This window comes from Halorubrum tibetense, assembly GCF_055396225.1.
The window spans coordinates 2,919,026-2,941,650 of record NZ_AP043742.1 but is presented as its reverse complement, the minus strand read 5'-3'; the positions used below and the strand labels follow the sequence as shown (position 1 = coordinate 2,941,650).

General features: G+C 64.8%; 22 protein-coding genes. 12 read left to right on the top strand and 10 right to left on the bottom strand.

Features of this window, described 5'->3' with window-relative positions:
• Positions 1-131 precede the first annotated feature (131 nt).
• Positions 132-299 (top strand): hypothetical protein, encoded by a 168-nt coding sequence (locus ACZ5TV_RS14535; protein WP_379778546.1) that lies wholly within the window; start codon positions 132-134, stop codon positions 297-299.
• A gap of 57 nt (positions 300-356) precedes the next feature.
• Here the strand turns inward: ACZ5TV_RS14535 and ACZ5TV_RS14530 are convergent, their stop codons facing one another.
• Positions 357-938, bottom strand: coding sequence for an HhH-GDP family DNA glycosylase (locus ACZ5TV_RS14530; RefSeq protein WP_379778544.1), 582 nt, complete (start codon positions 936-938; stop codon positions 357-359).
• 208 nt (positions 939-1,146) lie between these two features.
• On the opposite strand from ACZ5TV_RS14530, the gene fdhF reads away from it, so the two are divergent.
• The gene (gene fdhF, locus ACZ5TV_RS14525) at positions 1,147-3,285 is read left to right on the top strand and encodes a formate dehydrogenase subunit alpha (RefSeq protein ID WP_379778542.1); all 2,139 of its coding nucleotides are present in this window, start codon (positions 1,147-1,149) and stop codon (positions 3,283-3,285) included.
• Positions 3,286-3,353: 68 nt separating this feature from the next.
• Here fdhF and ACZ5TV_RS14520 read toward each other — a convergent pair whose 3' ends face one another.
• The 3 genes from ACZ5TV_RS14520 to ACZ5TV_RS14510 are packed head-to-tail and all read right to left on the bottom strand — an operon-like array spanning position 3,354 to position 5,614.
• Entirely contained in the window at positions 3,354-3,566 is a 213-nt protein-coding gene (locus ACZ5TV_RS14520; RefSeq protein WP_379778540.1) for a hypothetical protein, read from the bottom strand.
• Positions 3,567-3,573: 7 nt separating this feature from the next.
• Positions 3,574-4,086: a cyclic pyranopterin monophosphate synthase MoaC gene (gene moaC / locus ACZ5TV_RS14515; RefSeq protein ID WP_379778538.1), complete on the bottom strand. Its 513-nt coding sequence runs from the start codon at positions 4,084-4,086 to the stop codon at positions 3,574-3,576.
• A complete protein-coding gene (locus tag ACZ5TV_RS14510) occupies positions 4,079-5,614 on the bottom strand; it encodes an NAD(P)H-hydrate dehydratase (RefSeq protein ID WP_379778536.1) in 1,536 nt (511 codons plus the stop codon). The genes moaC and ACZ5TV_RS14510 overlap by 8 nt, the downstream gene beginning before the upstream one ends.
• 98 nt (positions 5,615-5,712) lie before the next feature.
• Here ACZ5TV_RS14510 and ACZ5TV_RS14505 point away from each other — a divergent pair, with 98 nt between their 5' ends.
• A complete protein-coding gene (locus tag ACZ5TV_RS14505) occupies positions 5,713-6,294 on the top strand; it encodes a DoxX family protein (RefSeq protein WP_379778534.1) in 582 nt (193 codons plus the stop codon).
• A gap of 21 nt (positions 6,295-6,315) precedes the next feature.
• Here ACZ5TV_RS14505 and ACZ5TV_RS14500 read toward each other — a convergent pair whose 3' ends face one another.
• Positions 6,316-7,116, bottom strand: a complete 801-nt coding sequence (locus ACZ5TV_RS14500) for a Sir2 family NAD-dependent protein deacetylase (RefSeq protein ID WP_379778532.1) — start codon at positions 7,114-7,116, stop codon at positions 6,316-6,318.
• A 130-nt stretch (positions 7,117-7,246) separates the two neighbouring features.
• Here ACZ5TV_RS14500 and ACZ5TV_RS14495 point away from each other — a divergent pair, with 130 nt between their 5' ends.
• The 5 genes from ACZ5TV_RS14495 (at position 7,247) to ACZ5TV_RS14475 (ending at position 13,493) form a co-directional block, all read left to right on the top strand.
• A complete protein-coding gene (locus ACZ5TV_RS14495) occupies positions 7,247-8,077 on the top strand; it encodes an MBL fold metallo-hydrolase (RefSeq protein ID WP_379778530.1) in 831 nt (276 codons plus the stop codon).
• Between the two features lie 104 nt (positions 8,078-8,181).
• Positions 8,182-9,798, top strand: a complete 1,617-nt coding sequence (locus ACZ5TV_RS14490) for a coiled-coil domain-containing protein (protein WP_379778528.1) — start codon at positions 8,182-8,184, stop codon at positions 9,796-9,798.
• Between the two features lie 76 nt (positions 9,799-9,874).
• Positions 9,875-10,780, top strand: a complete 906-nt coding sequence (locus ACZ5TV_RS14485) for a hypothetical protein (RefSeq protein WP_379778527.1) — start codon at positions 9,875-9,877, stop codon at positions 10,778-10,780.
• Positions 10,781-12,070: 1,290 nt separating this feature from the next.
• Complete coding sequence (locus ACZ5TV_RS14480) at positions 12,071-12,451, top strand: DUF5805 domain-containing protein (protein WP_379778525.1); 381 nt, start codon at positions 12,071-12,073, stop codon at positions 12,449-12,451.
• Positions 12,444-13,493 (top strand): tyrosine-type recombinase/integrase, encoded by a 1,050-nt coding sequence (locus ACZ5TV_RS14475; RefSeq protein ID WP_379778523.1) that lies wholly within the window; start codon positions 12,444-12,446, stop codon positions 13,491-13,493. Before ACZ5TV_RS14480 ends, ACZ5TV_RS14475 begins: the two co-directional genes overlap by 8 nt.
• Positions 13,494-13,651: 158 nt before the next feature.
• On the opposite strand, the gene ACZ5TV_RS14470 is transcribed toward ACZ5TV_RS14475, so the two are convergent.
• The 4 genes from ACZ5TV_RS14470 to ACZ5TV_RS14455 all read right to left on the bottom strand — a co-directional run bounded on the left by ACZ5TV_RS14470 (position 13,652) and on the right by ACZ5TV_RS14455 (position 17,877).
• Positions 13,652-14,080 (bottom strand): universal stress protein, encoded by a 429-nt coding sequence (locus tag ACZ5TV_RS14470; protein WP_379778521.1) that lies wholly within the window; start codon positions 14,078-14,080, stop codon positions 13,652-13,654.
• A gap of 64 nt (positions 14,081-14,144) precedes the next feature.
• Positions 14,145-15,008 carry an ABC transporter permease gene (locus ACZ5TV_RS14465; protein WP_379778519.1) on the bottom strand — a complete coding sequence of 288 codons (864 nt, stop codon included), beginning with the start codon at positions 15,006-15,008 and terminating at the stop codon, positions 14,145-14,147.
• Positions 15,005-15,904 (bottom strand): ABC transporter ATP-binding protein, encoded by a 900-nt coding sequence (locus ACZ5TV_RS14460; protein ID WP_379778517.1) that lies wholly within the window; start codon positions 15,902-15,904, stop codon positions 15,005-15,007. The genes ACZ5TV_RS14465 and ACZ5TV_RS14460 overlap by 4 nt, the downstream gene beginning before the upstream one ends.
• Positions 15,901-17,877, bottom strand: coding sequence for a NosD domain-containing protein (locus ACZ5TV_RS14455; protein ID WP_464383942.1), 1,977 nt, complete (start codon positions 17,875-17,877; stop codon positions 15,901-15,903). Before ACZ5TV_RS14455 ends, ACZ5TV_RS14460 begins: the two co-directional genes overlap by 4 nt.
• Positions 17,878-17,981: 104 nt before the next feature.
• Between ACZ5TV_RS14455 and ACZ5TV_RS14450 the strand changes: the two genes are divergently transcribed.
• The 4 genes from ACZ5TV_RS14450 (at position 17,982) to ACZ5TV_RS14435 (ending at position 21,981) form a co-directional block, all read left to right on the top strand.
• The gene (locus tag ACZ5TV_RS14450) at positions 17,982-18,557 is read left to right on the top strand and encodes a nitrous oxide reductase accessory protein NosL (RefSeq protein WP_379778643.1); all 576 of its coding nucleotides are present in this window, start codon (positions 17,982-17,984) and stop codon (positions 18,555-18,557) included.
• Between the two features lie 201 nt (positions 18,558-18,758).
• Complete coding sequence (locus ACZ5TV_RS14445; RefSeq protein WP_379778645.1) at positions 18,759-20,090, top strand: RNA-guided endonuclease InsQ/TnpB family protein; 1,332 nt, start codon at positions 18,759-18,761, stop codon at positions 20,088-20,090.
• A 79-nt stretch (positions 20,091-20,169) separates the two neighbouring features.
• A complete protein-coding gene (locus ACZ5TV_RS14440; protein ID WP_379778647.1) occupies positions 20,170-20,907 on the top strand; it encodes an SOS response-associated peptidase in 738 nt (245 codons plus the stop codon).
• 138 nt (positions 20,908-21,045) lie between these two features.
• Positions 21,046-21,981: a DUF4349 domain-containing protein gene (locus tag ACZ5TV_RS14435; protein WP_379778649.1), complete on the top strand. Its 936-nt coding sequence runs from the start codon at positions 21,046-21,048 to the stop codon at positions 21,979-21,981.
• Here the strand turns inward: ACZ5TV_RS14435 and ACZ5TV_RS14430 are convergent, their stop codons facing one another.
• Complete coding sequence (locus ACZ5TV_RS14430) at positions 21,982-22,434, bottom strand: TIGR00725 family protein (protein ID WP_379778650.1); 453 nt, start codon at positions 22,432-22,434, stop codon at positions 21,982-21,984. It abuts the gene before it with no gap.
• Positions 22,435-22,625: the final 191 nt, after the last annotated feature.

The following is a 22,625-nucleotide window of genomic DNA, read 5'->3' as shown; positions in this document are numbered from 1 at the left end:
TTACAAGTCAATTACCCTTAACAATTTTATAACGAATGATCACAATATTATGTAGCCAATGGGGGCGACGGGTTCAAGCGTCTCAGACGCGTGTGTGCTATGATGGCACGCAAGAGGAGTAGGGGACTGAGATGGTGACCTACCGTCGGGGTGGATACGTACAGGGTGCTGACGAGGCAGTCGAGCGGACGTGTGACCACTGTGAGTGGCACTGTGTCGCGGACTCGTATCCGGAGCTGATCCGAGCGTACCAACACCACCTCCGGGAAGCACACCCGAAGGCGTGGCTCCGCGTCTGATCCGGGTTCGTCGCTGAACTCCAACCGGGACCCAACGACTCGCTTCGGGTCAGCGACTCACTCCGGGTCTGTCGACGCCGCACCGTGTCGCCAGAGGAACATGTACACTTCCCACGGACCCACTCCGTAGCGGTCTGCGAGCACGTGACACGTATCGAGGAACGCTTCGTACTGCTCGATGTTGGGGGGATCCGGGTACGCCCCCTCCAGATCCGTCAGCGACTGCGCCGCCTGCCACGTTCGGCGGTCGACGACGACGAACACCTCCGGGTTGGCGAACGCGAGGAACGCCGACGCGATCGGGAAGTCGACACCCGGCAGCGATGTCAACGCGTCGACCGCCGATCCGAACTCGTCGCGGTCGGCTGCGACGGCCTCGTCGATCGCGTCCCGGACTGCCTCGAAATCGGCCCCTTCGAACCGCTCTTCCCGGTGGGTACGGTCGAACCCCGGTGGCTCCTCGCCCAGGTACCGACGGCCGAACCACCTGACGACCCACTGGGCGTCCCGGCGACCGTACTCACCTCGCCGAAACGCACGCGGGAGGCCCTCGATCGACTCCGACTCGACCGTGTACAGCGGCTCGGACGACCGGTACGCCTCGATCGCTGCCTCGACCTCGTCCGGAGAGAGCTCCATGCCGCTCCCGTCGCCCGCCGACCACCTAACGGTTCCGTGCGGATTCGATGGTTGCTATCGGAGCACCCTCCCTCCTCACCGTCGGGCCAGCGTGCCCACTCACCCGTCATCACCGGGCCGAAGCCCCGCCCCCCTCTATCACCGACACACTCATACAACCCGATCCATAGATCATGAGGTATGAGCACACACTCAGTGGGTGATCCGGATGTCAACTGAAGGCGAGGAGGCGGTCAAAACGATCTGCCCCTATTGCGGGGTCGGATGCGGGATCCAGATACAGCAGGGCGAGGATCGAGGTGACGTGAACTTCCGGCCGTGGGGTGACGCCCCGGTCAACGAGGGCCGGATCTGTATCAAAGGGGGAGCGGCGACCCAAGTCGTCGACCACGAGGACCGTCTCACGGAGCCGCTTATCAGGGGTGACGACGGCGAGTTCCGGGAGGCGACGTGGGAGGAAGCGTACTCGCGGATCGTCTCGGAGATAGAGCGGATCCGCGACCGACACGGTCCGGACGGGATGGGCTTTTTCGGCTCCTCGAAGACGATGAACGAGGAGAACTACCTCCTCCAGAAGCTCGCGCGCCGATACGGCACGAATCAGGTCGACAACTGCACGCGGATGTGTCACGCCTCCACCGTCTGGGCGCTTCGAACCAGTCTCGGACAGGGTGCGATGACCAACAGCATGGCGGACTTGGAGGAGTCGGCGGACGTGCTCTGGATCCAGGGCGCGAACCCCGGCGAGCAGCACCCGATAGCCAACAGCCAGTACTTCCGACAGGCAGTACTCGAGGGCGCGACCGTCATACAGGTCGACCCGCACGCGAACAAGACGACGCGTTCGTTCAAGATCGACGAGACGGAGCGACACCAACACCTTCAGTTGAACCCGGGCACCGACATCCCGCTCCTCAACATCGTCCTCAAAACGATCCTCGACGGTCACAAGGACGATCCGGACGCGGGATGGATCGACGAGGGGTTCATCGAGGAGCGGACGGAGGGGTTCGAGCACCTCAAGGAGACGCTCGCTGACTTCGACAAGGAGGCCGCCGCCGAGGAGTGCGGCGTGCCGTTAGCCGACATCGAGCTCGCCGCGGAGAAGTACGCGATGGCGAACAACGCCGCCATCTTCACCGGGATGGGGATGAGCCAGCACACCTGCGGGGTCGACAACGTCCAGAACGAGATCAACCTCGCGCTGATCACGGGGAATCTCGGCGAGCCGGGCACCGGGGTCAACCCGCTTCGCGGACAGAACAACGTTCAGGGAACGTGTGACGTGGGTGCGATGCCGAACGTGCTCCCCGGCTACCAGCTCGTCGACGACGACGAGGCCCGGCGATCGGTGGAGGAGGCGTGGGGCTTCGAGGTCCCCGACGAGCCCGGCCTCACGAACGTCGAGATCTCACATTCGATCGGCGACACCGTCCACGGGTTGTACGTAATGGGTGAAAACCCGATCATGAGCGAACCGGACGGCAACGAGACCGAGAAACGATTCAAGGAGGACCTCGAGTTCCTCTGCGTTCAGGACATCTTCATGACGAAGACCGCAAAGCTCGCCGACGTCGTCCTCCCGGCGACGACGTGGGCGGAACGTGGCGGCACCGTCACCAACACCGACCGGCGGGTCCAGCGGATGCGAGGCGTCGAGAAGGTTCACGAGAACACGAAACACGACCTCGACATCCTGATGGAGGTCGGAAGCCGCCTGTTCACCGAGGACGAGTTCCGCTTCGACGACGTCGAGGCCGTCTTCGAGGAGCTCCGCGATGTGTGTCCGATCTACCACGGGATGACCTACGACGCGCTCGGCGAGGAGGGACTCCAGTGGCCCTGCTACGAGGAGGGTGACGAGGGGGACCAGTTCCTCTACGAGGACACCTTCGACACCGAAAACGGACTGGGACGGATCGAGGGCGTCCGCCACCAGCCGCCCGCGGAGGTGCCGGACGAGGAATACCCGCTGATACTCACCACGGCCCGGCTGGAGGAGCACTACAACACGGGAACGATGAGCCGACGATCGCCGACGCTCTCGCGACAACACCCGGAGAACTTCGTCGACGTTCACCCGAACGACGCCGAACGCTACGGGATCGAGGAGGGGGACCTAGTGACGCTCAAATCGCGACGCGGCGAGATAGAGGTGAAAGCACAGGTGACCGAGGACATCAAGGAGGGAGTCGTCTGGACGACCCCGCACTTCGCGGCCGCCTCCGCGAATCGTCTCACGAACGACGTCCTCGACGAGCGCGCGAAGATCCCCGAGTACAAGGCCGCCGCCGCGGAGATCGCGGTAACCGTCGGCGGCGACGGCTCCGCCCCCGCGGACGACTGAGGGGGAATCGTCCTCTCGTGGCTGGATGCTCAGCCACGACTGGACGCGTGGCCATGGGGCCAGAGCGCCTACCTCGCTAGCTCGGACCCGACGGCAACGATGGCGAGTCCCAGCCAGACGGCCGACGCCGGCCCGGCCAAGTCGAGGTAGATACCGGCGGGGGAGCCGTCCGCGCTCCCGAACGGGAGCCCGATCAGCCAGCCGCCGAGCGCGACGAGGGCACAGCCGCCGAAACAGCCGACTCCGAGCAGGCCGAGGTCGTGGAAGACGGATCGATCCATGGGTCGCTCACCGATTCGGGTCGTCCGCCGGACGCTCCTTCCGTTTTTCCACCACCGCGACGTCCGTGATCCGTGTATCCGGGTAGCCGCCGTCGGCGTCCTTCTCCGCGGCTTTCACCATGTCCCAGACGACGTTGAGGCCGGTCGTCACGCCCTCCAACGCCTCCATCTCGCAGCCGGTCTTGCCGGTCGTCTCGACGGTGACCGTCAACGCAACGCGGTCGTCGTCGACCACGAACTCGGTGTCGACGTTCGTGATCGGGATCTGGTGACACATCGGGATCGTCTCCCACGTGTGTTTCACGGCCTGGATCGCCCCGACACGCGCGGTCGCGAGGACGTCTCCCTTTCCGATCTCGTCGCCACGGATCGCCTCGATCGTCGTGGGGGTCAGGCGGATCTCTCCATGTGCGACTGCTCGCCTGTCGGTGTCTGGTTTCGAGCCGACGTCGACCATCTGGACGTCGCCGTCGGCGGTCGTGTGAGTCAGCTCGTCGTCCGGAGCCGTGCCGTCACTCATCGTACAGCGCCTGCGGGAGCCGATCGATTAAATCCGTCGCCACGAGCCCGTTCCCGTTGGTCTCTGCGGCCGCGTCACCGGCGAGCCCCGTAACGTATGCGGCAGCGGCGGCGGCCGCGAACGGGTCGGTCCGGGCCGCGAGTGCTCCGGTCACACCGGCGAGAACGTCACCGGTGCCGCCGACGGTCATCCCCGGGTTTCCCGTCCGGTTGAGCCGGACATCGACCGGGCCGGTACGAGCGTCCGGGCCGGTACGAGCGTCCGAGTTAGATCCTTCGTTGGGACCGACAGCGCTCGAACGGCTCTGCCCCGCGATGACGTCGTACCGGCCTTTCACCAGCAGGGTGTGTCCGATCCCGGCCGCGAACGACCGAACCAGCTCCGCGCGTTCGTCCGGGTCTTCCGCGGTCTCTCCACCCATCTGACGGAGCTCGCCCTGATGAGGGGTGCAGATCAGCTGGGCGTCCGTATCGACGTCGGAGACGACGCGGAGCGCGTCGGCGTCGACGACCACTCGGCCCGAGTACGATTCGAGGAACCGACGGACAAGCGTGAGGGAGTCGTCAGCGTCGCCCATTCCTGGCCCGATCACGACGGCGTCTTGCGCCACCGCGAGGTCGAGGAGACGACCGAGATGGTCCGCGGTGAGGCGGTCGCCGGCGAGCCCGCGAACGATGAGGTCCGCCGAGTAGCCCTGTATCGCGTCGGCGACGGCAGTCGGGCACGCAACGCGGACGAGGTCCGCACCGGCCCGCAGTGCCGCTCGCGCGGAGAGAGACGGTGCACCGGTGTAGGGTCCGCCGCCGACGACGAGCACCTCGCCGTTGTCGCCCTTGTGCGAGTCCGGGTCCCGCCCGAGCCCGAGGAGGTCGCCGGGGCCGGTGTACCGTTCCGCTGCCGCCGGAATCCCGATGTCGGCCACGGTGAGTGTCGCGTCAAGCGCTCCGAGGCCGGGCTTCTCGTCGTGAAAAGTGACGACGTGGTCGGCGTCGACCGCGACACCGTCCGTTCCCCCGGTCGGTTGTCCCGTGTCGGCATCGATCCCCGTCGGCACGTCAACACTCACTATAGTCACTCCGGCGGCTGCGGCCGCGTTCAGACGCTCGACGGCGGTCCGCTCGGGCGCCCGAACGTTACCGGTGATCCCCGTGCCGAGAAGGGCGTCGACGACGACGTCCGCCGCGTTCAGACCGAGGTCTGAGCCAGCGACGTCAACGACGCTGTCCGCGGAGAGCTCGGCCGTTCGGAGCGCTTCCCAGTTCTCCCGAGCGATCGTCGTCCCGATCGATTCGGGACGTCCCAGCAACCGGACGGTCACGTCTCGCTCCTTCAGAAACCGGGCAGCGACGAACGCGTCACCGCCGTTGTTGCCACGTCCGCAGACGAGTGCCACTCGATCTCCCGGCTCCGAGACGGAGCGAACCACACGGGCGACGGCGTTACCCGAGGACTCCATCAGCTGTTTGCGCGGGACCCCGAGGGCTGCCGCATTGGCGTCGACGGCCGCCATCCGGTCGCTGGAGAGCATACGGACCGGTTCGCCGACACGAAAGATAAGCGTAGGGGCCCGATCTCACCAACAGTTATTTGATATATACTAGAGAACCGGCGCACGGTGGTGACATAATGTCGACACAACCGTCCGAACGGACGCTACAGGCAGAGCTGTTAGGTCGAAACGTCGAGTTCAATTACTCGGAGACGTGGTTGGCGTACTCGATGCTGGGACTCCGGGTCGTGATGGCGTGGGTGTTCCTTCAGGCTGGATTAGAGAAACTGCTGGAGGGCGGGATCGGGGACCCGCTGGCGTGGTCGTCGGCGGGGTTCCTCCAGAACGCGATCGCGGAGGCGAACCCGCTGAGCGGGCTGTTTGCCTGGTTCGCTAACTACGGGGCGATCGTCGACCCGCTCGTGATCTTCGGGCAGATCCTGATCGGGCTCGCGCTGCTGTTCGGCGTGTTCTTCCGCTTCGCTGCCCTGATGGGTGCGATCCAGATGTCGATGTTCTGGACCGCCGCATGGCAGGGCGGACTCATGCAAGGATTCCCCGTCGACCACGGTTACTTCGTCGACAGCTCGCTCGTCTACATGCTCCTGCTGTTCGGTCTCGGCGCGTGGGGTGCCGGCCGCATTCTCGGCGTCGACCGCGCACTCGAGGAAACCCAGTTCGTCCGGGCCAACCCGTGGGCCCGTTATTTCCTCGGGTGAGCCGATAATAACCGCTTACGCCTACTCCGAGAATTTCTTCGGGCCGACAGCGTCCGCGTCTTCGCCGAGCACCCGCACCGCTAACGACGGCAGCAGATCCGTCAGGTCCGCACGAAACGTGTAGTCGGCGGTGTCGACGTAGCGCGTCGGCTCGAAGTTGACGACGGCAAGCTCGCCGTCCACGAGTCCCGGTAGCGACGCGGCCGGGTCGACGGTCAGCGACGATCCGGCGACGAGGAAGAGATCACTCTCGGTAGCGTGCCGTCGTGCCCGTCGGTGTGCGTACGCCGGCAGGGGTTCCCCGAAGAGAACGACCGCCGGCTTATACACGCCGCCGCAGTCACAGGTCGGTGGGCGTTCGCCGCCACGAACCCGTTCGCGGACCGGCCCGGCCGCCGCGGTGTCGCCACACTGGGCACACTCCACGCGAGCGTTCGTGCCGTGTAGCTCGATGACTTCGGTCGTTCCGGCCGCGGCGTGAAGCCCGTCAGTGTTCTGGGTGATAACCCCGTCGAGGACCCCCGCGTCCGAGAGCGCCGCCAGCGCGTAGTGTGCCGGGTTCGGCGAGGCACCGCCCGGTGGACGCATCCGCTCCGCCAGCGCCACTCGGTCTACCCAGAACCCCGCAGGGTCCCGGCGGAACCGGGAAACGTGGAAGTCCGCCTCCTCGAACGCGTCCCCCCAGATCCCGTCGTCGCCGCGAAAGGTCGGGATCCCGGACGCAGCCGAGAGTCCGGCACCAGTCAGCACACTCACGCGGTCGGCATCGCGGATCGCGGTCGCGAGCTCGCTGAGCGTGTCGTCCTGTTCGTGATCAGTCATGGCGAGTTTACTGCGTTGATATAGCAGTCGGAGATTGATAAGTCCGAGACGAGTCGTCTCTCTCGCTGTTGGTGATCGTGACCGGTCCGACTCCGCAACGGTTACGGTGTGAGCCGAGACAGCTCCGGACATGATGACATCCGATTGGGGAACGTGGCTACCGCGCGCGGTCGCGGAGGCTGACCCCGACACGGTTTCGCTGTGGTATCTGGGCTGTAACGGGTTCGTGATCAAGGGTCGCGAGGGGACCGTTCTCTGGATCGATCCGTACGTCGGGACGGGAGACCCACCGAGGACGATCCGGATGATCCCGGTCCCGTTTGACCCAGTAGATGTGGACGCTGCCGATGCGGTGTTGGCGACGCACGAACACACCGATCACGTCCACGGCCCCTCACAGGCCCCGATACTCGCGAACACGGACGCGGAGTTCGTTGCACCGGACGATTCGCTCGCGGTCGCGCGCGAGGAATCGTGGACTGAGGAGTGGGACGTCGATGACGAACAGCTCCTCGAAGTGACTGAAGGAGACGAACTCCGGGTGGGGGAGTTCACGATTCACGTGGTCGAGGTACACGACGCGGACGCGACCCACCCCGTCGGCTACGTCATTGAACATCCAACTGGGACGGTGTTCCACGCGGGCGACAGCAAACCGTCCTCGACGTTCGGAGAGCTCGCGGCCGAATACGACATCGATCTGGGGATCCTCGCGTTCGGTTCCGTCGGGACGATCCCGGACAAAGAGACCGGAGAACCGGTTCGAACCAAGTGGTACAGCGACGAGAACGAGATCGTCTCGGCCGCGAGTGATCTCGAACTCGACCGCCTCGTTCCGACCCACTGGGACATGTGGAAAGGGCTCACCGCGGACCCGACGGCGCTCCACGAGCACGTCCGGAGCTTCGAGCATCCCCAGCGGTTGGAGATCGTGGAGATCGGCGACCGGATCGAGTTGTAAGGGTCGGTCACCGGCTGTGGGACGCCGGTTCCGGCCGATCGTCCCGTTATCGGTGTTGAGAGATCGCCCGTGGAATTTAAGCCCGTGCTTACGGAGGTTTCCGTATGAACGAACGGACGGCGGAGGCGACAACGACCGTCGACGAGGACGGGATCCGAGTGGAGAAGTCCTTTACCGACGACGCGTTTCCGGTACCTGCGGTGATGTACGACCTCGCTTCGAACCGCGAGGACGCGGTTCGGGTCCGGATCGTCGACCGGATCCCGGAGTCGTTCCCGATGGACCGGATCGGCTTCCACCCGGACTACGAGAGCGAGAACTGGACCGCGTACAAGGACCATCGTGTCGAGTTCGAACGGGTGCTCGAACCCGGGGAATCGGTCGAGACAGTGTTCGGTATCCGCGACGACGACCCGGATCTCGAGACGTTCCTCGGCGCGCCGGTCATCGAACACGTCCCTGTCGGCGAGGAGATCGAAGACGTGCTCGGAGCCGGCGAGACCGACGCCGTCAGAGAAGTCCTCTCCGGCGACCGTGCAACCCTTCCCGGAATGGAGCGTGAGGCGGTCGGGACCGACGAGAGCGGTGAGGCGACCGACGAGAGTGACGAGCTGGGCGAGAGCGACCCCGTCGATCAGGACGGGATCGCCCCCGAAGACGAGGATGTCCCGACTCCCCGAGCGGTCGGTGGCGGGACGGTCTCCGCCGTGACGCGCCGTGACGACGCGTCCGATACCCAGTCAGAAGAAGCGGACGTGCCGACCGAAGACAGGGCAGCGGAGCCGGAAGTGGCGTCCGACAACGAACCCGAAGCAGCGGCCGGAGGGGACGACCCCGCCGCCGGAACGTCGGCGGGCGGCGTCGCGTCGACACTCGCCGAGGAGATCCGATCCGGGGCGGTCGACGACGCGGATCTGGCGGTCCTTCGTTCGGAGCTCGACATCGGCGGCGTCCCACGATCGGTTGATGTCCGTATCAGTCGGCTTCAGTCGAGCGTCGCCGATATCGAAGCGTACGCCGACGCCCTCGCGGAGTTTATCGACGAAGAGGGAACCGCACGCGAGATCCTCGACGGCCTCGACGAGCGGGTAGCGGACGTCGAAACGGAACTCAGTTCGGTAGATGACCGAGTCTCCGCGGGCGAGCGCGCACACGGAGAGCTCGCCGGCGAGGTCGAACGAGTCGAGGGATCGGTCGAGGAGATGTCCTCCACTGTGGACGATGTCGAAGGATCGGTCGACGCCGTCTCCGAGGAGGTCTCGACGCTCCACGAGGATGTCGACGGCGTCCGATCGACCGTGGAAAGAGTGGAGACAGACGTGTCGGAGGTCGAGGAGACGGTACACGAGACGAAGGAGACGGTCGGGGGCGTCGTCGAGGACGTTGCGGGTGTCGAAAGCGACCTGTCGGTGCTCGACGACACGGTGGATGACCTCGGTGACGATATCGAAACCCTCTACGAGTCGGTCGACGACGCGGCCGCGGTCGCCGACCGGGCGGATGGTCGGGTCGACGACGTGGAAGACCGGCTGGGTCGGTTCGACGAGGAGTTCGACGATGTCTGGGACGATCTCGCCGAAGTGGACACACGCCTGACGGATATCGAAAGTCGCCTCGGCGACGACCTCGAAGATGTCGATGCGGAGTTAACCGAGATACAGGACCACCTCGAGGAGCTGGAGGCGTTCCGGGAACGGCTCAACGAAGCGTTCGGGCCCTGATCGGATCGTCGAGTGCGCGCACAGAGCACCGGACCGAAGCGCAACCCGTTTTACCGACGGTCGCCCACGTCGGGTAATGACCGATCCGTTACCCGTCGCTGTTCCGCGGAAGGGTCGCCCGCTCGAAGCCGTGCTCGAACGGCTCGCGGATGTCGGCGGAACGGACGAGCTGGCGTCGCTCGCGGACACCGTGAGCAACACGCTACGGTACGAGAAGGCGGTGACGAAGAACGCGGTCGAGGCGGATCACGGCCCATACGAACGGCTTGCGACGTACTCGGACCCGGCGGACCCGGCCAACCCGGAGTTCACGCTACTCCGAGACGATCGGCCGGGAAAGCCTCGCCGGATCGTCTTCGACTCGGCGACAGTACGCGTCCGCGACGTAGACTTCAGGCTTGTCGGGCGAGAGGAACCGTTCCGGGCGCTTCGAACCCACGAGTTCGCGCTCGGTTTCGACTCCGCCGATCTGGTCTTAGAGGAAGTCGTCGGGATCCGTCCGAGCGGCCTCTCAGGACTCGCGGACGTGAACGACCGGATCGATCCCATGGACACGGACGTTCGGGTCGTAAGTGGGCTCGGGGATACGGTGTACCACACGCTGCTGGCGGCTCCGGAGGTACTGCCGGCAGGCACTGCGCTGGATCGAACGTTTCTCGACGCGTACGATGGACCGCTGTGTATCTCCGCTCGGTACGAGCGGCTCGTCACGGCGGTACTCGGAACGGATCTCCTCGAAGACGTCGAGTTCGTGTATCCCGCTTCGGAAACGTCGGAAGAGGCAGCTATCGCCGAGACCGGGATCGGCGTGTACCTGACGGTAAGCGGATCGACGGCTCGGGATCACGGCTTGGAGTTGGGTGAACACCTTTTCCCCAGCGAAACCGTCGTTATGCGGAACACCGCGGAAGACCACCCTGGAATCGAGCGTGCGTTAGCCGTCTTCGAAGGGATCGGCACCGATTCCGAAATCCCTGTCTAAGCAGCGCTTCAGTCAGATTCGGACGGTTTCATCTCGATCAGTCTGCAGAGTTTTCCATATAGCGAATTGTGATTTATCAGATCGGGTTCGGACAGTATTATGTTGTGTAAAGTATAACAGATTTGTACCAGGTCGCCTCAGCCGAGATGTTCGAAACGGCATCGCTCTCACGCCTACGGAGGTCGTATGTTCGTTTGACGAACCCAAGGGGCGAGGAGTCGGCGAGTCACTAGGTGAAGGCCTTCAGTTACTGAGAAGCACGAGGGATCGGGCCTCACCAGTGTACCGAACCGAAACCGGCGTAGCACTCTCTAATGGCGATGGCAAACGTCTCTAAACTCGTTCGCCCGTACAGCATCTCTGTCGTCGAACGGCAGTGAACAGCAGTTCGCGGTCCGAAATACACCGTTAGACACGGTTCGAGAAGCGATCGAGACCGTCCGGCCTACGTATTCGGTCGGTTGAGCCGTGAATCGTGGGATACTGGTGGTCTCCAGCTGATCCTCGACGGTGACCCGTCTATTGCAAGCGATCAATGCGCGTCGAACATCCGACTCTGTACAACGTTCTTCCGTAGGAGTTCGTTGATACGGCTCCTACACACAGATAGCGAAAGCAATCAACGCGTAGAACGGTTCACGGAGCTATTCTCGGATCGTCGGAGTCACACTAGGATCGCAAGACAGCTCCCCACAGCGTGCTACACATGAACGTCCGTACCGTATCCGATCGGTAGTGAGTAAGACTCGCCCGAGCAGTGTACTTCCGCATTCATTGACGCTATCGAGTCGCTATGACGAGACCAACGTAGAGAGCCCGCGATCTGGACCAACGGTTAGCGCCCTCGTATCCCCGTTCGCAGGTCATCGATCCGATGTCTCGCTGTGTTAAGGCGGTATCGCACGAGTACGGACGCTTCCGTGCCCCGGACCCGTCAATATAAACACGGGGAGCGTTAACGGGGATCAATTGTCACACGGTCTGTGGGCGGGAAGGGAGAGGCCGAGGGCCGGGAAGGATTCATGAACTGAGTACGACTACTCTCTTTCCTACGTCCAACACCGACCACCTGAAACTACCTGATCTAGGAAGCGAACGTGTCGTACGCCGAGCCTCGCGACCGATAATTAATATCTTGTATTAGGGTACTACATAGTGGATTTAGCAGGTATAGAATTTGAGATATGCAAGTATTTTCCCGGGGAGTATAGACCTTGAATCCAGTATAAGTGACCTTATCCCGGAATATGGGACAGATTGAAGTCCACGGCGGGAGAGCACTGAGACGAGATGAGCGACGAACGTCGGTCGGTGAAAACGTACGTGCCCGCCGAACAGAAACAGCGGTGGCAGCGACACGCCGACGATCTCGGGATGTCACAGAGCGAGTTTGTCAGAACGATGGTACAAGCCGGGAGACGCGGGTTTACGTTCGAAGACGAGGATAGCCCTTCGGAGGCATCTCCTGAGGGGTCTAACCCTGGGGGTCACGGGCTCGAAAGCCGGATCGAATCGGCACTATCCGACCGACCGTGCTCTTGGGAGGAGCTCGTCGATGCAGTGTTCGATGACTTCGAGGACCAGCTCGAGGAGACGCTCGAATCGCTCCAAGACGACAACCGCGTCCGTTACAACGGACGGCGGGGAGGGTACACGCTCGTCGATGAGTAGATCAGCCGCTGTCGACCCGGCGGATCCGGTCGGCTACTTCATCGAGGACCTGACGTATCACGGCAAGACAGAGCGGACGAGAGAGTCGTACGAGCGGGTTCTCAGGCGGTTCGAGGCGTTCCTCCCAGAACGGACTTCACCGAAAACGGCGACGCACAGGGACTGTATGGCGTTCGTTCATTCGCTTCGAGGGGATGTCGCGGAGAGTACGGTTGCAACGTACGCGGCGTATCTGCATCGGTTTTACGGGTATATGACTGAGGTCGGTGCGTTCGACGGGAATCCGATGACACTCGTGATGGAGGAGATGGACGAAACCGTGGACAAAGACCCCGCTCGTCGGGATATTCCGATCCCAGCGATGAGGGAGTTCGTGAGGGGGATCACCCATCCGTTACACCGTGCGATCGTCTGTACGCTGTTGAAAACGGGGATGCGGGTCGGCGAGCTTTGCAACCTCGATATACGGGACCTGACTATCACGGATCCGGAGATCGAAGCGTTGTACGAGCTCGGAACGCGCCCGGCACTGGCGGATCGGCCGAACTCGCTGTACGTAACGCCCGACGCAAGTGTCGGTGAGGAGCTGAACGGCGAGGTTCGGACGGCCTCAAACAAGCGAAAGCGAGCGACGGTCATTCCCGTCGACGACGAGCTCGCGTCGGTGTTGAAACGCTGGCTCGCTATACGTCCCGATACGCTATCGCCGGCGGAGCCGCTGTTCGTCGGTACGGCTGAGGGGTGGGGCGAACGGATCGAACCGCAGTCGGTTCGTCATATCGTCGAACAGTACGCCCGAGAGACGGGGTGGTATCGGACCGGAGGTGGCGCGGGTGAGAACGTTACACCCCACTACTTCCGCCACTTCTTCACGACGCATCTCAGGGATAGAACGGGTGATCGCGGCGTTGTGAAGTACTTACGCGGCGATGTCGCCGACGACGTGATCGACACATACACACACAACTGGGGCGACCAAGTGCGAGAGGCGTACGAGGCGAGTGTCTATCGACTGCTGGATGGCCGCTCACCACGTGTCTAAGTAGTCTCAGCGCTCACGACGAGATCTGTCGGTACTGAAACGACGGATACCTGTCTCGCACCGATCTTATAAATCGTATAGCGCAATATAGAATAAGGCATCACGCATGGAGAACGCACGGCGAAATAACCACCGAGAAATAGAACGAGCTCGGCCGCTCACTTCACGAGCGTCGTCGGCACGTCCGTCTTCCGGACGACCGCCTCCGCGACGCTGCCGATCAATACCCTTGAAAGGCCCTCGCGGCCGTGAGTTCCCATCACGACGTGATCGAACTCCCCCGCTTCGGCGTACTCGACGAGTCGGCGATCCGTTTCGCCGAGCAGGTACGTCACGGTGAGGTCCCTGTCTCCGGCAAGGTCGCGGATCGCCTCGAACACCGCACGGGCGGTCTCGTCACCGACCTCGCCGAGGTCGTCGGGGTCCGCATCGTACACTTCGCTCGCGTTTGCGGGGAGCATGTCGATCTCGGGATACGCGACGTGAACGACGGTTATCCGTGCGTCGGGGAAGGTGTCTAGCGCATACGCGAGCGATTCGCGGCCGAGGGGTGAGTCGTCCATCGCGACGAGGATTCGTTCCGGCATACACGAGCTACCGAGGCAACCGCTATAACAGCTCTTCTGGCGTCAGGTAAGAACGACTGTCGAATCATGACGGGAGCCGCCTCCGAAGTCGCTCGAAGGTGGCGTCGATCCGGCGTCCGTACGCGATCGAGGCTATCGCGACGGCGAGCCCGCCGAGGGTCCACCCAACCAAGGCGAAGAGCGCCCGTCCGGTGTCCACGAACCCGCTGTCGGCCGCGAACGCCACGCTGACGACGTGTTCGAGGACCAGTCCTCGAAACGCGCCGTTCGGCGTCGATGCGACCGCACCGGACAGCGTCGCCGCGGCACCCTCCACGGACAACGACCGCAGCACAGCGAGATCGCCACCGAGGACGCCGCCGAGTACGACCAGTGCTGCCAGCGCCAGAGCGGATCGTCGCCCGGATGTTAGCGACGAAATCGCGGCCGCGATCGCGAGGTACGCGCTGCCGAACACGAGGACGAACGCAACGAACCGGACGTACAGCGCCGGGGAATCGACGCCCGGATGAGTCGCGTAGATCCCGGTGTCGGGGCTGGCCGTCAACCAGACGTATCCGCCGACGAGCGCCAGGGGGACGCCGACGAGTGCCACCAGCGCCACCGCCCGGGCCAGCACGACCCCGAGAACGTACGCCGTCGTTCCGACGGGATACGTCCGGATCACCGCGAGCTCGCCACTCACGGTGTCTGCGAGCAGCGCCCGGTATCCGAGGACGGCCGCGATCAGCGGGACGATCACTTCGACTGGTAACAGGAGGTCGACCACGGCCGGGACGACGCCCGTCGCCCCGCCCCCACCGATAACCGTGATCCCGGCGAACACCGCGAGCGCCCCGACGCCCAACACGACGTACCCCGGTGTCCGGGCGACCGTCGCCAGCTCCCGGCGGAACACCGTCGTGAACGCGCGCACCGACGCTCTCATTCCGACACCCCCGTGACGTGTACCGCCCGTTCGTCCGGGGCGTCGCCCGCCGACTCGCTGTCAGTCCCATGGATCGCCGCGCGATAGAGCCCCTCGACCGAGTCGACGTCGTACTCTGCATACAGCGACCCGATCGGCCCGGCAGCGACGACGGTACCGCGGTCGAGCACGACGGCGCGGTCGGCGTACCGATCGACGAGGTCGAGGTCGTGTGAGCTGACCACGACGGCGGTACCGCCGGCCGCGTTCTCGGCCGCGAGGCGGAAGGCACGCTCCCGCATCCCGGGATCGAGGCCCGAAGCCGGCTCGTCGAGGACGACGAGCGGCGGGTCGCCTATCGTCGCCTGAGCGATCCCCAACAGCCGACGCATCCCGCCGGAGAGGGCACCCACGCGCCGATCGGAGGCGTCCTTCAGACCGACGGATTCGAGGGCCGCGTCCGGATCGTCGCCGACCAATCGGGCGTAGAACGCGAGCGTTTCGCGGGCCGTGAACGACTCGCGGAACGGAACGCGTTGCGGGAGGTACCCGACCCGTCGAACGAGGCTCGGTTCGACGGCGGAGTCCCCGAGTTCGGCCCCTCTGTCGTCGGTCTCTGTCGGGCGATCCACCGCTCCGTCGACGGGGAGGGTCACCTCAGCGAGCGTGCCGAGGAGCGTCGACTTCCCCGATCCGTTCGGTCCCACGACCGCCGTGACCCCGGGTCGGATCGATAGGGAGACATCGTCGAGCACGACGATCCCACCGTACGTCCGGGTAACACCATCGAGCGTGGCGACGGGGGTGGGTTCGGTCGTTCCGTCCCGGCCACGATCCCCCTCAGCGTGCCGTCCGTTCCCAGCCTCGCTCTGCCGTCCGTGCCCCGCTTCGTCCGGGGTCGTATGTGCGTCCGTCATGGGTCGTCGTCAGTGTTGCTTCGTTCCAGCAGTTCGTTCCGCCAGTCGGGATGGACCGGCCCGCCGCCGTCGCGAACGGTCCGGATCCGATCGGGGTCGTACGGGTCGCTGGCCGGGCTCGGATCGATGATGCTCCCGGAACGTGCGCCCGGAACGGTACCGAGGAGCCGGTCAAGCAGGCGTACCGCCGGGGACTCGGCGAGGGTCGTCGCCGCCGGCTCGCGATGGAACGCCGCGTCGACCGGAGAGGTCGGCTGGTAGGCCCGGTCGGTCGCACGGAACCCGGCGTCGGCACCCTCCCAGTAGTTGCCCCGGTCCCCGTCGGCCCAGATGCGGAGCGGCCCCGCGCCCGCGCCGGCGTGTTCGTCGTTGCCGACGAAGTCGTTGGCGACGACACGGCTCGACGGGACGACCGTTGTCGCCCGCGCTCCCGCCTCGTTGTCGACGAGAACGTTGTGTTCGTACAGCGAGCTGCGGGAGCTCGTCGAGAAGCCGAGGGAATTGTTCGCGAGGGTGTTGTAGCCGACGTAGGTCCGGGTGCCGGACGCCTGGATCCCGGCCGGGGAATCCCGAACGTCGTTCCCGACGATAGCGTTCCCCTCCGGGCGAGTCATCACCGTGATACCGCCGTACACCGACTCCCTCGCGACGTTGTCGGCGATTAGCGTGTTCCCGGTGTACATCAGGTGAACGCCGTAGCGGTTCCCGAGGAATGTCGAGTTCCGGACGACCGAACCGTCGGCGCGGTGGAGGTAGATCCCGTCACGTCCGTCCTCGAACCGGGAGTCGGTGACCGTCACCCGGGACTCCATCCCGACGACGCCCATAAACCCGTCACGCCACGAGTCGGCCCCGCGGACGTGGACTCCTCGGAGCGTCGCGTCGGACCCCGACCGCAACAACACTCCGCTGGCGTTCGTCTCGATGGTGACGTCGTCGACGACGAGACCCGGGGCGTCGATGGCGGACACGCCGGCGTCGCCGTGGCCGTACCCGAGTTGGACGTTCGTGTCCCAGTCCCCGTCTTCGTCCGCGGGGCCACCGACGGCGTCTGGGTCTCGCGTCTCATTCCCGGTCCCGGCCAGCGAGAGCCCGACAAGCCCGACGTCAGGCGCTCGAACCTCGATCACCGACCCGGTCCCGTTGCCGCGGACGGTCGCGTCCTCACCGACGACCGTCACCGGTTCGTCGATGACGAGGGTCTCCTCGTACACGCCCGGGGGAACTCGAACTGTCCCACCCGCCGGGGCGGCGTCGACGGCCGCCTCGATCGTTGGCGCGTCCTCGCCGACGACCACCTTCGGACCGGGCCGGTCGATCCGGTCGAGGGCGGTCGCGATCCGGTCGTCGGCCGCGACCCAGCGGTCGGTTGCCGTCGACCGAACCGCGTCCGCGGTGTCTATGTCGAACGAGCGCGCGCGGACCGAGGGCCAGTCGACGACCTCGCCGCCGTGGTCTGCGGCGAACGCCGTCGCGGCCGTTCGGTCCGCGAAGGGGACGACCACCTCGCCTGCCGGGGAGCGCGCGTTCGAGCCGACCACGTACACCGCGTCGGTGGCCGGTGTCCACGCCGGGTTGTCAGTCGCCGCGAACAGCTCATCGTCGGTCGTCGTCGGGTCTGATCCGTCGAACGTCGACACGTATACGACGAGGGGGAAGCCGAACTGCCGGTCCGTTCGGTCGCGTTCGAGCGCCTCGATAAGCGTCCCGACCCCGTTGTATCCGACTACGTACTGGTACTGCGAGTAGAACACCTGTGCACGTGGGACCGTCGCATCACCGGCCATCTGAGCGTCCGTCTCCGCCGAGAGGCCGAGCTCGACGGTGTCGTCGTACGCGACCGGGTCCGGAGTCGCCGTCGTCGGGTCGGCGAGGAACGCGCCGGCCGTGACGACCGCCGCGAGGAGCACGACGGCGACCGCTAGCCATCCGACGAGCCGCGAACCCTCGTCGAACGGGTCGATCCGTGTCACGTGATACGTTGTGCAAGCACGCGTATAGACGGTTTGGTTTGTTCCTCGAACGCCGTACTGAACCGCTACGGTGGGTATTTCGGGCAGCGCGGTCGATCGAGCGTATGGACGAATCCGACGGTTCAGGGACGAACCGACGAACGGTGTTGACGGGCGTCTTCGCGGCCGGAAGCGTGGCGGTCGCCGGCTGCCTCGGCGGCGAGGACGGGGAGGCGATCGATCCGGTGTCGCTCGACGGGGAACGCTCGTGCGACCAGTGTGGAATGATCGTCGAGGACCACCCGGGGCCGGTCGGACAGATCCACTTCGCTGACGACGAGCCTGAGGGGGGCCGCCCGGCACAGTTCTGCAGTAGCACCTGTACGTACCGGTATCGGTTCGACGAGGTGGACGCGGACCGTGATCCGGTCGTGACGTTCCTCACCGACTACTCCCTCGTCGAACAGGAGGTGTTCGAGGAGGGGGAAGACGTGCTGTTCTCGTCGCACGTCGAGAGCGACGCGTTCGCTCGCACCGCGTCGTTGACCGTCGTTGCCGGCAGCGATGTCGCCGGAGCGATGGGCCCCGAGCTGATCCCGTTCTCCGCGGACGAGGACGTGGAATCGTTCCGTGAGTCGTACGGCGGGCAGGCGATCGACGCCGAGGACGTCGACCGCGAGGTCATCGAAGGCCTCTCGTAACCCCTCGACGGCGAAGTCGGATTGTCGCGCACTCCACTCTCCACTGACTTATGGAAGTTTCAAGGCTAAAACCCCGCCCTTTAGGGCGGGGATACAGCCGACAACTCCTACACAATCCACCGTCGATAGCAAGGCTGGATATTCCACGCCAATCGTCACTATTAAGAAAATAGCATCCATAACTGGTTATGAAGCCAGAAAATGAGTCGAACCATCCGAACCTTCGAGGCCACGATTACGAACCAGCAACAGGTTCGTGGCGACCTCGATCAGCTCGGATGGGCCGCCTCAAAACTCTGGAACGTCGGTCGCTACTATGCACAAGAACAGTGGGACGAAACGGGCGAGATTCCCGATGACGGGGAACTCAAAGCCGAACTCAAAGGCCACGAACGCTATACGGACTTGCATTCTCAATCCAGTCAGCGCGTTCTCGAAGAACTCGCTGAAGCGTTCAACGGCTGGTTCGGTAAGCGTCGGAACGGCGACAACCGTGCCCGACCGCCCGGCTACCGGAAACACGGAGACTCCCACCCGCGTTCAACCGTGTCGTTCAAAACGGCTGGCTTCAAGCACGACGCACAGTTCACCCGTGTCCGCCTCTCGAAAGGCCGCAACCTGAAAGAACACCGTTCGGACTTCATCCTCTGCGAGTACCAGACTCGCCCGGATGTTGACCTGACCGAGTGGGACATTCAGCAGGTTCGCGCCATTTACAAGCGCGACGAGTGGCGACTACAATTCGTCTGTCGCACCACCATCGACGCGGAACCGCCGGGAGACGAGGTGGCTGGTGTTGACCTCGGGATATGCAACTTTGCCGCCGTCTCCTTCGGCGGTGAATCCGTGTTGTATCCCGGTGGCGCACTCAAAGAGGACGAGTACTACTTCACAAAGAAGAAAGCAAAGTGCGACGATTCCTCGTCCCGTGAAGCCACTCGTCTCGACCGCAAGCGAACGGGTCGTCGGACGCACTTCTTGCACGCCCTCTCGAAAGTACTCGTGGAGGAGTGTGTCAAACGAGGCATCGGAACGATTGTCGTTGGCGATCTCGGCGGCATCCGAGAAGACGACGAGAACGGCGACCCTCGAAACTGGGGCGACCACGGCAATCTCGACTTGCATGGGTGGGCGTTCGACCGCTTCACAACGCTTCTGGACTACAAGGCGGAAGCCGAGGGTATCGACGTGGAGTTGGTGTCGGAACGGGATACATCGAAGTCGTGTTCGGCGTGCGGTCACACAGATGACAGCCAACGTGTCGAACGTGGTCTGTATGTCTGCGATGAGTGCGGTACAGTAGCGAACGCGGACGTGAATGGTGCTGAGAACATTCGACAAAAGGTACTCCCGAGTCTCGCCACGGATGGCGTTGACGAGACGCAAAGCGTCTCGTCCGCACACCAGAACGCTTCGCGTTCTGGGGACGACGATAGGGATAACGGCTGGTTGGCACAGCCAGCGGTTCACCTGTTCGACCGTAGAGAGGGCCGTTTCGCCCCACGAGAACAGGCTGTTAGCCGCGAACCGTAATATCCCAACGGCGGTCGGGAATCCTCGCCCTTCAGGGCGGGGAAGATGTCAAGCGCGTGGCGGCCGAGCTCCGTCGTATATGTGTGGACGCTATACGTTGTTCGCCGACGCGGCCGTGCTCGAGTCCCGATTCGGCGCGACGTTCGGCGAGCGGTACGAGCCCGGGTACAACCGCGCGCCAGGCGAACGGCTCCCGGTGATCGCGGACAGTACGCCGGGACGGGCGACGTGGATGGAGTGGGGGCTGACACCGTCTTGGGCGGACGAGTCGTTCGGGCTCATCAACGCCCGAGCCGAGACGGTACGCGAGAAGCGCAGCTTCGCCGAGGCGTTCGAGTCCCGACGGTGTCTGGTTCCGGCCGACGGGTTCTACGAGTGGGTCGACGAGGGCGGCCGGAAACGCCCGTACCGCGTCGCGTTCGCCGACGACCGGCCGTTCGCGATGGCGGGGCTGTACGAGCGGTGGCGGCCGCCGACGCCGGAGACGACACAGACGGGGCTCGGCGCGTTTGACGGCGGGGAGAACGATACTGGCGACGGGGCCGATCCGGACGGCGTGTCCGACGACGGTGTCGTCGAGACGTTCACCGTCGTGACGACGGAGCCGAACGAGCTGGTCGCCGACCTCCACCATCGAATGGCCGTCGTCCTCGCGCCCGAGGAGGAATCGACGTGGCTCCACGGCGAGCCGGCGGAAGCAGCGGCGCTGCTGGACCCGTATCCGGCGGCGGAGCTGCGGGCGTTTCCGGTGTCAACTCGGGTGAACGCCGCGGGTGCGGACGGTCCAGACCTGATCGAACCGGTCGCCGGGGAGTGACGAGCCGCGCGGCCGAGTCGGATCGATCGAGCCGACCCGGCCGGTGGACGGTTCAGCAGTTACCCACGCAAATCGAAGACACAAACGCGCGTTTGTGCCTTGCGTATTTTTACCGTGGTTCCGGTCCTCGGGCCGACCATGCACACGAGACGACTGCTACTCGTCGCGGCGGTGGTGGCGACGGTCCTGTTGGCGGGTTGTGCCGGCCTCGGCGACGCCGATGACGCACCCGGAGCGACGGTCGAGACGGAAGGCCCCTCCGGTGACGACGCCCTTGATGAGGTCGAAGTGGGAGACGGAACGGGGTTCAGCGGCGGCGAGGTGTACATGGACGCCTCGCTTGACGGAGAGACGAACGCGAGGGCGACTCTCGCGGCCGAGCAGCGTCTTATACGGACCGGCGAGCTGGCACTGACCGTCGACGACTACGGGTCGGCCGACGGTGAGGTTCGAGACGTCGTCACGTCGTACGACGGGTTCGTGAGCGAGGCGACACGGGAGACCCGCGAGCGCGACGACGAGGAGTACACCGTCGGCGAGCTCGTCGTCCGGGTGCCGAGCGACGACTTCGACGCGGCGATGGACGACCTAGAAGCGCTCGGCGAGGTCGAACGGGCGTCGACGGAGAGCCGAGACGTCGGCGAGGAGGTGGCGGACCTCGAGGCGCGGTTGGAGAACCGCGAGGCGGAGCGCGACCGCCTCCGTGACCTCTACGAGGACGCGAACACGACCGAAGACGTCCTCGCGGTCCAGTCGGAGCTCGCGGACACCCAAGAAGAGATCGAGCGGCTCGAAGCCCGTCTGGCGTCATTAGAGGAGCGCGTCGCCCTCGCGACGATCCGGATCCAGCTCGCGGAGGAGCCGCCCGAAGTGGACCCCGACGAGCCGGAAGCGTGGTACGACACCGGGGTGTCGGCCGCGTTCCTCGAATCGGTGAGCGGCGTGGGAACCGCACTCAGAGCGGCCGTCGTCGCCGCGGCGTATGCGGCCCCGTACGTGATCACCGCGGTCGTTCCACTGGGGGTGGTCGGGTTCGTGATCGCCCGGCGAGTGGATCGGTCGTCGCTCGGGTAGCTATTCGTGCTTGGTCGCGGCGGTTTCGACGTGGGTGACGGCCGCCGCCGGCGAGTCGACCGCTTCGATACCGTCTACGTCGTGTGTGTCGAGTCCGGCGACGACCCGGTCGTGTGCCAACGCGAGGCCGATCTCCGAGAGCGTCCCCCCTGACCCGTCGATCGCGATCACGACGTCACCGTTCAGTACGACGAGGGCGTTACGGGCGTGGCCGAGCCCGGTCGCGATCGGCGTGGTGACGTACGGGTTGGCGTCCTCGCGGCGCGCCGTCGGCAGGATCCCGATCGTTTCGCCCCCGGCCTCACGAGCGCCGCGACACACCGCTTCCATCACGCCGCCGAGTCCGCCACAGACGACCGTGTGTCCCCGATCTGCGAGGAGGCTTCCCAGCTCCGTTGCGACCGCCGCAGTGTCCGGCGGGACCGAACTCCCGCCGATGACGCTGACGCGCATACGACGGTTCGGGGCGAGACGTATATAAAGGATGTCGGCGGGCCCGTCCGTGTTGCTCCCGATCCCCTACCGCTTTCGGCCCGCCCAGCGCTTTCGGCCCGTCTAGCACCTTCGACCCGCCCAGCGCTTCCGGCCCGCCTAGCGCCTTCGACCCGCCCAGCGCTGTCCCCGTCCTGACTCGTACCTGACGA

Excerpts from the sequence above, each read along its gene's own strand:
- fdhF (WP_379778542.1), top strand. The coding sequence starts at position 1,147 with ATGTCAACTGAAGGCGAGGAGGCGGTCAAAACGATCTGCCCCTATTGC.
- ACZ5TV_RS14470 (WP_379778521.1), bottom strand. The coding sequence starts at position 14,080 with ATGCCGGAACGAATCCTCGTCGCGATGGACGACTCACCCCTCGGCCGC.
- ACZ5TV_RS14510 (WP_379778536.1), bottom strand. The coding sequence starts at position 5,614 with ATGCTCTCCAGCGACCGGATGGCGGCCGTCGACGCCAATGCGGCAGCC.
- ACZ5TV_RS14450 (WP_379778643.1), top strand. The coding sequence starts at position 17,982 with ATGGACGAATCCGACGGTTCAGGGACGAACCGACGAACGGTGTTGACG.
- ACZ5TV_RS14430 (WP_379778650.1), bottom strand. The coding sequence starts at position 22,434 with ATGCGCGTCAGCGTCATCGGCGGGAGTTCGGTCCCGCCGGACACTGCG.
- ACZ5TV_RS14530 (WP_379778544.1), bottom strand. The coding sequence starts at position 938 with ATGGAGCTCTCTCCGGACGAGGTCGAGGCAGCGATCGAGGCGTACCGG.
- ACZ5TV_RS14505 (WP_379778534.1), top strand. The coding sequence starts at position 5,713 with ATGTCGACACAACCGTCCGAACGGACGCTACAGGCAGAGCTGTTAGGT.
- ACZ5TV_RS14485 (WP_379778527.1), top strand. The coding sequence starts at position 9,875 with ATGACCGATCCGTTACCCGTCGCTGTTCCGCGGAAGGGTCGCCCGCTC.
- ACZ5TV_RS14460 (WP_379778517.1), bottom strand. The coding sequence starts at position 15,904 with ATGACGGACGCACATACGACCCCGGACGAAGCGGGGCACGGACGGCAG.
- ACZ5TV_RS14490 (WP_379778528.1), top strand. The coding sequence starts at position 8,182 with ATGAACGAACGGACGGCGGAGGCGACAACGACCGTCGACGAGGACGGG.
- ACZ5TV_RS14520 (WP_379778540.1), bottom strand. The coding sequence starts at position 3,566 with ATGGATCGATCCGTCTTCCACGACCTCGGCCTGCTCGGAGTCGGCTGT.
- ACZ5TV_RS14495 (WP_379778530.1), top strand. The coding sequence starts at position 7,247 with ATGATGACATCCGATTGGGGAACGTGGCTACCGCGCGCGGTCGCGGAG.
- ACZ5TV_RS14500 (WP_379778532.1), bottom strand. The coding sequence starts at position 7,116 with ATGACTGATCACGAACAGGACGACACGCTCAGCGAGCTCGCGACCGCG.
- ACZ5TV_RS14475 (WP_379778523.1), top strand. The coding sequence starts at position 12,444 with ATGAGTAGATCAGCCGCTGTCGACCCGGCGGATCCGGTCGGCTACTTC.
- ACZ5TV_RS14435 (WP_379778649.1), top strand. The coding sequence starts at position 21,046 with ATGCACACGAGACGACTGCTACTCGTCGCGGCGGTGGTGGCGACGGTC.
- ACZ5TV_RS14440 (WP_379778647.1), top strand. The coding sequence starts at position 20,170 with ATGTGTGGACGCTATACGTTGTTCGCCGACGCGGCCGTGCTCGAGTCC.
- ACZ5TV_RS14445 (WP_379778645.1), top strand. The coding sequence starts at position 18,759 with ATGAGTCGAACCATCCGAACCTTCGAGGCCACGATTACGAACCAGCAA.
- ACZ5TV_RS14480 (WP_379778525.1), top strand. The coding sequence starts at position 12,071 with ATGAGCGACGAACGTCGGTCGGTGAAAACGTACGTGCCCGCCGAACAG.
- ACZ5TV_RS14465 (WP_379778519.1), bottom strand. The coding sequence starts at position 15,008 with ATGAGAGCGTCGGTGCGCGCGTTCACGACGGTGTTCCGCCGGGAGCTG.
- moaC (WP_379778538.1), bottom strand. The coding sequence starts at position 4,086 with ATGAGTGACGGCACGGCTCCGGACGACGAGCTGACTCACACGACCGCC.
- ACZ5TV_RS14535 (WP_379778546.1), top strand. The coding sequence starts at position 132 with ATGGTGACCTACCGTCGGGGTGGATACGTACAGGGTGCTGACGAGGCA.